7 protein-coding genes are annotated in these 7835 nt (G+C 37.0%); 6 read left to right on the top strand and 1 reads right to left on the bottom strand.

Annotated features, from left to right (window positions below; translation table 11 throughout):
• Positions 1-268 (bottom strand): hypothetical protein (locus tag BBH99_RS06200; RefSeq protein WP_131799196.1); only part of this gene is annotated, 268 nt, incomplete at its 3' end.
• Between the two features lie 136 nt (positions 269-404).
• On the opposite strand from BBH99_RS06200, the gene BBH99_RS06195 reads away from it, so the two are divergent.
• The 6 genes from BBH99_RS06195 to BBH99_RS06170 all read left to right on the top strand — a co-directional run bounded on the left by BBH99_RS06195 (position 405) and on the right by BBH99_RS06170 (position 7691).
• Entirely contained in the window at positions 405-2357 is a 1953-nt protein-coding gene (locus BBH99_RS06195) for a type VI secretion system Vgr family protein (protein WP_066693421.1), read from the top strand.
• A gap of 10 nt (positions 2358-2367) precedes the next feature.
• A complete protein-coding gene (locus BBH99_RS06190; protein WP_066693420.1) occupies positions 2368-4281 on the top strand; it encodes a phospholipase effector Tle1 domain-containing protein in 1914 nt (637 codons plus the stop codon).
• Between the two features lie 10 nt (positions 4282-4291).
• Positions 4292-5458 carry a DUF2931 family protein gene (locus tag BBH99_RS06185; RefSeq protein WP_066693419.1) on the top strand — a complete coding sequence of 389 codons (1167 nt, stop codon included), beginning with the start codon at positions 4292-4294 and terminating at the stop codon, positions 5456-5458.
• An 8-nt stretch (positions 5459-5466) separates the two neighbouring features.
• On the top strand, positions 5467-5892 hold the full coding sequence (locus BBH99_RS06180) for a hypothetical protein (RefSeq protein WP_123873038.1): 426 nt from the start codon (positions 5467-5469) through the stop codon (positions 5890-5892).
• An 11-nt stretch (positions 5893-5903) separates the two neighbouring features.
• Positions 5904-7055 carry a DUF2931 family protein gene (locus tag BBH99_RS06175; protein WP_066693415.1) on the top strand — a complete coding sequence of 384 codons (1152 nt, stop codon included), beginning with the start codon at positions 5904-5906 and terminating at the stop codon, positions 7053-7055.
• Between the two features lie 123 nt (positions 7056-7178).
• Positions 7179-7691 (top strand): DUF421 domain-containing protein, encoded by a 513-nt coding sequence (locus BBH99_RS06170; RefSeq protein WP_066693423.1) that lies wholly within the window; start codon positions 7179-7181, stop codon positions 7689-7691.
• Positions 7692-7835: the final 144 nt, after the last annotated feature.

Raw genomic sequence — 7835 nt, 5'->3', positions numbered from 1 at the left:
TTTCAATATCTGCTTTTGAAGCATTGATTGCCGCTTCCAATGTCTTTTTTAATTCCGGAGAAAATAAATTATCAGCGATGGGTTTATTATAAATTGCTTCATTAGATTTCCCATATTGGCTGTAAAGTTGATTTATTTTTTCGGTAATCTGTTGTTTTTCAGCTGAGGGTGTTGTTTTATTACAGGCAATAAAGCCTAAGATTAAGCTTATATAAAGAAAAATTGGTCTTATCATACTGGTAAAGAATATTGTTTTTTTAAAATTCAAAAGATGTACCAAGTCATTAGTGGCTGAGATATTTTGTAATAGCTGTAAAATAACAATATATCCCTTTATGTAGATTTAATTTGAAATATTTTTTATATTTGTCATTATTATATCCAGAATAACACAAATATAAGGCATGAAAAAAAATATGACTTCAGAACGTGTATCCTTTACTGATGGATACCGTGCTCCCGATAATGCTCAGGCAGTAAAAGAAAATAATACAGCAGGCATCAACCGCATTGTTAAACTTTCTGCTGTTATCAATGGCGAAATTATTTCCAGTTTTAAACATTTCAAATTAAAGCAAAGCGCTGTAACCCATCACGAATTTGAATTAATACTGGCCCATGATGCCTTATCCGAGAAACAGGGGCATCAGCTTGAACAGGCTAATGCATTTTTAGGAAAGCGGCTTACCATTAAAATTGCTTACAAAGATTTCGAAACCAAAAATAGTCCTGAAAGAGTTTTTGTAGGAATTATAACCAAAGTAGGATTCAGCCAGGAAGCTCACAGTTTGGGAAATATTGTTTTAAAAGGCTTTAGCCCTACCATTCTTTTAGACGGGTCTCCGCATACCCAGAGTTTTGGGGGATCGCAGCCTGTGAATACGGGAATTATAGCCGATGAGGTTATTAAACAGGGAATAGATCCGTTTTGGTATGATTTCAGGGTAAATGCCAAAGCCACATCACAAATTGTTTACAGCTCCCAGTACAATGAAACCCATTACAATTATTTATGCCGGTTGGCAGAAGCCTATGGTGAACAGTTTTTCTATGATGGGGAAGTACTGCATTTCGGAAATATGCCGGCTCCGGCTGCTCCTCTTGAACTGGTAAGCGGAAGTAATGCCTCAAATATTCATACCGAGCTTAGGGCATTGTATACCCAACCCGGTTATTATGGGTACAACAGCAGTAAAAATACCATGCTGACTTCAGGCGAAACTCCTTTAAAACATATGGGAAGTCTTGCCCAAACCGCTTATTCAAATAATCAAGGTATTTTTAAAACCCCTTCACTTCAGCCGGCTCCCATCAGGGCAGCTACCGATATGGATGTGGTGAATTCCCAGACAGGAGCATGGGGAAGTAAAGGAGTAGATGTATTTGTAGTATCCGGTGATACCACAATGCCGTTTCTGTATCCGGGGTGTACCGCAGATCTTTATCTGAGAAAACCTGATTCCGGCAAAACAGGATATTTCACAAAGCTTATGATGACAGAAGTTACCCATGAGATTGATACCTTAGGCCATTATAAAGGAAGCTTTGAAGCTATTGCTTCTGATACAGGATTCATCCCGAAACCTGAATTTACCACCCCTTTTGCAGAAACACAGCCTGCGGTGGTAGTTTCCAATGAAGACCCTTTGGGACAGGGACGTGTACAAGTAAAATTCCTGTGGCAGCTTAATGAAACTACAGATTTTATCAGGGTAATGAGCCCGGATGCGGGAGGAACAGATCAGATCACCCAAAACAGAGGCTATGTAGCCATTCCGGAAGTGGGAGACCAGGTAATGGTAGGATTTGTACATAACCATCCGGACCGTCCTTTCGTGATGGGTGGAATGTTCCATGGCGGAGTTGCCCTTGGTGGTGGCGTGAATAACCATTTAAAATCTATACAAACCAGAAGCGGTATCCGTATTCTGATGAATGATGCCGAAGGAAGCGTAAATATTGTAGATCCAAGCGGTAATAACTATTTCATGGACGGCAAAGGAAATATCACAGTATCTGCACCTAATGACATCAACTTTAATGCAGGCGGAAATCTCAATATCAATGTGGGGCAAAATATGTCTACCAGCGTTGGAATGAATAAAACAGATACAGTGACGATGAACCATAGTGAAAGTGTGGGGATGATAAAAACTTCTTCCGTGATAGGAGATTCCCAGGTTTTCATCACAGGAAAACTTACTGAATTTATAGAAGGTGACGTGCACAGCGAAGTAAAACAGGAACGTAATGAAATTTCAAGAAAAGAAATGAATTTCAGTACCGAAGAAAATTTTACAAGCCATACCAAAAGCTCAATCTATATGAACAGTGGCGAAAAAGGTCATAACCACTAATATTTTTCCTATGAGCAGAACAAGAATTGTCAAGGGAAAATATACCAAGGTAACCGAAAAAGGATATAACCTGTACTCTGAAGGAAATACTAATATCAATGCATTAGGTTTGAATAATCTGAGTGCTGATAAAGATATTCATCACGGCTCCGCGGTGGAAAAAGCTCCGGCATATCAGCCTAAAGACTCTGTAAATGTTTTTATCGGGATGTTTTTTGATGGTACCGGCAATAATAGGTATAATTCTGATAAAACCTATTACAGTAAGATCAACTCCGGTGAAACCTATTATAAAAATGATACCGTTCCTCAGGAATATTACGAAACCATCAAAGATCCCAAAACCGGAAAGCAGAAAAAAATTAAAATCTCAGACCGCGATAGTTATTGGAATCCTTATTCCAACGTTGCAAAACTCTTTGACCTTTATAAAGAGAAATTAGAAGCGGCTAAAGATGATGAATATCCCGAATATGGAGAATATGCTATTTTGAAACAATATGTAGAAGGAATAGGAACGAAACAGGATAAAGAAGATGATATTGCAGGTTCCTGTGCAGGAAGAGGAGACTGGGGGGTAATTGGCAGAGTAGAGGAAGGGATTAAAAGTGTAATAGAAAATGAGTTTAGAGGTATTTCTAAAAATAAAAAAATTAATAAGATTGTATTTGATGTTTTCGGATTCAGCAGGGGTGCCGCAGCAGCAAGGCATTTTTGCAATGAAGTAAAGAAATCGGTAAAGTATGATACTGTAATGCGTGATGAAATGGATACTAAAATGGGACGTCCCAAGGTATCTTATGTCTCTGTGCATGCAGGCGGTCTTTTTGGAAAAAGATTAGCAAAGGCCGGATATCAGCCTGTTGGAGATACTTTTTCCATAGAAATCCGTTTTCTGGGGGTATTTGATACCGTAATTTCCGATATGGTGGTGAAAGAAAATATTGGGTATAAAGTTGCGGGCGCTCTTATTACCAATCCTTTAACTGTTCCTTATAGTATTGCGGCATTTCTGGGACAGGCTTCACTTCAGGATATTAAAACGAAGGTATCCGGATTGGGGATCAAAAAGATTTTCCATATTACCGCCCACAATGAATGGCGGAAAAATTTTGCATTAACTCCCACAGAAGAAGGGTATACGATATCAATGCTGGGCGCCCATTCCGATATAGGCGGCGGCTATGCCCATCTGGATAAATATACCGCTGTTTTGGATTATTTTGATGTGAAAACAGGGGACGATAAAATCCTTAAGGAAAAAGAAAAAATAAGACAGTTTTATATCAGCCAGTGTATCTCTACAGAAAAGGAGATTGCATTTAGAAATACGTACGATCACGTAAAAGAAACAACCATAACGAGTGCAGGAGTAGGAACACGTGAGATTAAAGCAGAGCCGGATTTTCCGAATAAAGAAAAAACAGTATCCACAAGTCCTTATTTCCAGGTATTCCAAACCAAAGAATCAGACCATTATATTCTGGAAGATTCCCGGTATATATCTAATAAATACAGTTTGGTAGCAATGTACATGATGCTGCAGAAAGCTATTGATAATAAGGTACCTTTTTATAAAGATTATAAGGAAGCAATAAATAAGAAAGGTTTTGTTCCTCATGAATTTGAACATGAGATTCCAGATACGGATAAATATAAAGTTTTGAAGCAGTATATGGATCTGATGCTGGAAGAAAGTAAAAAAGAAGGGGTTGGAAATTATACAATGCCCTCAGAAATATATCAGCATATCTGTAACCATTATATCCATCTTTCTGCTAACTTTGGAGGGTTAGCTGCAATAGGCGTAAAAACGGGAGATCATCATCTTCTGGAAAGTGTAGGCTTTGTCAATCAGCCGGTAGCTCCTAAAGTAGATAAAGCCGGAAATATCTATTATGAAAGAGAAAAATGGTATCCTTAGTTGAAAATATATGAAAAAAATAAAAACCATACAATTATTACCTGTAATTATTCTGTTGCTTGGGAGTTGTGAGCCTAAGGATAAATTTGAATGGAATGTAGCTTGGTCAGCTCCCAAGTTCTATTCAGCAGCACCAATGCCAATTGAGTTTTTTTATCAGGGAAGAAGTGTTGCAGGTACTTCAGCCACCATAGGTGCTGATCCTGGGTGGGGGATGTCAAGTGGAGGATATACAGGTGGAGATATTTATAAGCCTGTTCCTGATAGTATTTATATGAAATGGGGGGATGAAGCAGATGGGAACTATTATGAAGGAGGAGCTAGGCTTCCCAGAGAAAAGATGTTAGAATTATTTAGAAAAGGGAAGATAGTTAATGGAAACAAAGAAAAATATACTCAGATCATAGCAGGAATGGCACCTGGGGGAAATGCTACAATATGGATGAGTGGACAAACTGGCAATACAGAAATCATAAGGCTTAAGATTCCCAATAAAGGGGTTTGGAGAGGAAATGACAAAGCTTATATGGAGTCCCAAGCAAAATTAAGAGTTTCTCACGAGTATATTAATTCTGAAGCAAGTAAGTATCAATATTTACACGGTATTCCCTATTCAGTTTGGGAAAAAGGCGAAAAAACATACAAATATGATATAGGCTTTAGCAGTGAGGAGGATCGTGATTTTTACGAATCGGTTACTGCTTTTTCAAAGGACGGCAGCTATATATTTTTAAATGAGAATCAGTTTATTATTCCTTATAAGGATTGGGTGTCTAATCATATTAATGCTGGAGTAAAAGAAGGAAAGCTTCCAGTTCATACAGTAGTTCAATGGATATCAGAAGATGATAAACAATGGTATAAAGGAGAGATTGTTTTCCCTGTTGATTTTCAAAATACTTTTGAATCGTTTTATAAAAAAAATAAAAACGTCCATATTGTGTACGTGATGGATAAGTTAAGTCCTTCTGAAAATTACACATTTGGAACAATATGGCTGCAAAGTTCCACCTCAAAAGAGCGTATCATGAAATTTCGGTTGGCCAAACTCAACAATGAGACGAGAAAATATGATGTATCAAAATACACTCTTCCTAAAGGATTTGTAGTACCGAAATGGGAAGGCAGAATTCCTCTTCAGAAGCCAACAGAGTTAGAATATTGGCAGGAAGAATAACGTTTTCCATGATGAAAAAAATAAAAAACATAGCATTATTGTTACCAAACTTATTGTTAATAATAAGCTGTGGGCCTAAGGATAAATTTGAATGGAATGCGGGAATTTCTGCACCAAAAAATTATATCTCAGGAGGTCCATTTGTAGAATATTTTTATCAAGGAAAGGGAGTAGCGGGTACATCTGCCAATGTAGGGATAAATCCTGGTTGGGGAATGACAAGTGGCGGTTATACAGGAGGAGATTTTGTTGAAGGAGTTATCTATTTTGTAAACAAGCAAAAACAAGATGAGGTGATGCGTTTTCGTTTAGGAAGGTTTAATGATGAACAGAAAAAACTGAACACTCTTCCTAAAGGATTTGTAGTACCGAAATGGGAAGGCAGAATTCCTCTTCAGAAGCCAACAGAGTTAGAATATTGGCAGGAAGAATAACGTTTTCCATAATGAAAAAAATAAAGAAAATAGTATTATTCTTACCCAACTTATTGTTAATAATAAGCTGTGAGCCTAAGGATAAATTTGAGTGGAATGCAGGAATTTCTGCGCCCATATATTATGGGGCATCAGGCCCCTTTGTAGAATATTTTTATAAAGGAAAAAGTATTGCTGGGGCTTCTGCTGGGGGAATAGAACCTGGTTGGGGAATGACAAGTGGTGGTTATACAGGTGGTGATATTTACAAATCCGTTCCGGATAGTATATCTGTAAGTTGGATTTGTGATGCAGATGGAATTCAATATAAAGTTGGTCATAAATTACCAAGAGAAAAAATGCTCAGCTTGTTTAAAAATAAAATAGTAGACTCTTATGGTGAAAAATTGGCTTACAGTCAAATAGTTACAGGTTTTGCGCCAGGAGGAAATGTAACAGTTTGGATGAAAAGAGGGGGGGCAGGTACTGAGGTTATTCGTTTTAAGGCAAATAATATGGGAATATGGAAAGAAAATGATAAGAGCTATAAGAAATATGTTGAAGAACATGAAAAGGTATCCGAAGGATTTAAAATTGCTAATATATTTCGTTATTTTCATGGTATTCCCTATTCAGTTTGGGAAAAAGGAGATAAGCAATATAAATACGATCTGGGTTTTAGCAGTGAAGAAGATTATAAATATTCAATCATTTATTATTCAAAAGATGGAAGTGTCTATTTTCTAGACTCTACACCTTACTTTTTAAAATGGTCCAATCGTTTTATCGGCTATCCTAAAAATCCTAATCCATCACATTTGCTGAAACTCCCTGTGCAAATGGATTTGATCTGGCATTCTTATGATAAAGAATCCCGATGGTTTGAAGGAAGTGTAGTTTTACCACAAAACCTTCAGGCAACATTTGAAAAAGGGCATTATGATCGAATGATTGTGACTATTCCTAAAGATACAGGAAGAGATTTTGTTGAGGGAGTTATCTATTTTGTAAACAAGCAAAAACAAGATGAGGTGATGCGTTTTCGTTTAGGAAGGTTTAATGATGAACAGAAAAAACTGATGTCACCAAAATACACTCTTCCTAAAGGATTTGTAGTACCGAAATGGGAAGGAAGAATCCCTCTTCAAAAGCCAACAGATTTAGAATATTGGCAGGAAGAGTAATAAAATTCTGTTTGTAAAATATAATATTGTTAATCAGAGAGATAAATGCAACATCTTTCAACAAAAGAAATACCTTTCCCACCAATACCAAAAAATCAATACATTTGAATAGATAAAAAAATGATGGATCCTATTCTCAATGTTGCAGTTCGTTCCCTTTGCGTATACCTTTTTATGGTAATCGCTATCCGTTTATTTGGTAAAAACCAGCTTTCCCAGCTTAATGCAGGAGATGTTGTTCTACTGTTGTTAATCTCAAATGCCGTTCAGAATGCAATGGTAGGGCAGGATACTTCATTACAGGGAGGTCTGGTAGCAGCTTTGGTTTTATTTGTGGCTAATTTTATTTTAAAAAGACTTATGTTTTCCAGTCGTTCTTTTGAAGATTTTATGGAAGATGAACCGGTGGTTCTGATAAGAGATGGTGTTGCAGACCAGGCAGCTTTGAATCGGGTGAAAATTACTCAGGATGAATTGGAGGAAGCAATAAGAGAACATGGTGTTGAAAATATAAAAAATGTAAAGATGTCCGTTTTAGAAGTGGATGGAAATATAAGTGTAGTCTCTGAAGATGAAAAGAGCAAGCAAACCCATTACTCAAGAATAAAAAGAAAATACAAAAGAAAATATCATTAATCCCATGAATTACGAATTACGAGAAATGCAACCCAATGATGAAGCAAGGGTATTGGAAATCTTCAGACAAGGCATAGAAAGCGGTATTGCTACTTTGGAAACAGAAGTTCCTACTGCAGAAGCCTGGAGTATGGAATATTTCAA

This window comes from Chryseobacterium contaminans, from assembly GCF_001684955.1.
Taxonomy (GTDB): Bacteria; Bacteroidota; Bacteroidia; order Flavobacteriales; family Weeksellaceae; genus Chryseobacterium; species Chryseobacterium contaminans.
This window is presented reverse-complemented; position numbering and strand designations above follow the sequence as displayed.